This window comes from Stenotrophomonas sp. NPDC078853, from assembly GCF_044901215.1.
GTDB classification, from domain to species: Bacteria; Pseudomonadota; Gammaproteobacteria; order Xanthomonadales; family Xanthomonadaceae; genus Stenotrophomonas; species Stenotrophomonas lacuserhaii.
Genome location: NZ_JBJDOQ010000029.1, coordinates 23,555 through 24,407, shown reverse-complemented (window position 1 = coordinate 24,407; position 853 = coordinate 23,555). Strand labels below are relative to the sequence as shown.

At 64.0% G+C, this 853-nt stretch carries 1 protein-coding gene; it reads right to left on the bottom strand.

The genetic code is table 11. The features are described 5' to 3' along the window. Positions 1 to 556 (bottom strand): TolC family protein (locus tag ACI2JH_RS19325; RefSeq protein WP_404736972.1); only part of this gene is annotated, 556 nt, incomplete at its 3' end. Positions 557 to 853: the final 297 nt, after the last annotated feature.

Sequence of the window (853 nt, the reverse complement as noted above, 5' to 3'; positions counted from 1 at the left end):
GCTCGCGCAAACCTTCCAACGCATCTACGGCTTGCTGCGTACTCCGCAGCTCGATCCAGGCCTGCGCGGCCGCTTGGACCACCATCTGCTGTTCGACCATCGACAGTGAGCGCGCTTGTGCCAGCGTCGCTTGAGCCAGCGCTTGCTCGGCACGTCGTTTCGCACGGGCAGGAAACTCCTGCATCAGCCCGACTTGCTGGGTGGTCATCTCGTCTGCCCGCAGACTGAAGGCATCGGGTCCGCTGACGGGCCAGTTCGCCAGCCCCACGATCAGACGTGGATCGGGCAACGCGCCGGCACGCGCGGCTTCTTCGGTACTTGCATCGATCTGGGATCGGCGCACCTGCAGGGTAGGGGCGTTAGCAAGCGCTTGTTGTAGTGCTTCGGGATAGCTGATCGGGATAGCGGGCGGTGCCGCCACCACAGGACCACTGAGCGCCAGGGCAAACAACACCCCGCACGCCATCCTGCGTCTTGCACGCAGAAAGAAGGACATCTCCATAAGACCTCCGGACAAACGACAACGAGCGTGCTGCAACACAAGCAGCACGAGCACGGGTCAATCCAGGAGGGGCTTAAATCAGCAGGCTACAGAAGCGCTGCAGGGGGGGCGGATCGGACACGCACACCGGAACATCCCGATAGAACGTGCGTGTACCGGTGGCAACAGAGCCTGCACGAGCGCGGAGGCGGCCAGCGCGGGCTGGTAAGGCACTTGAGGGGCCTTCGCATCGGCCGTGGCGATGTGATCGCGCTGGCAATGCTGGTCGCACAACGCCGGAGCATCGGGATCCGGCGCGGACATCTCTTCGCAACCGACCGGCTGGGTCGCTGGTCGAGCATCGACGGATTC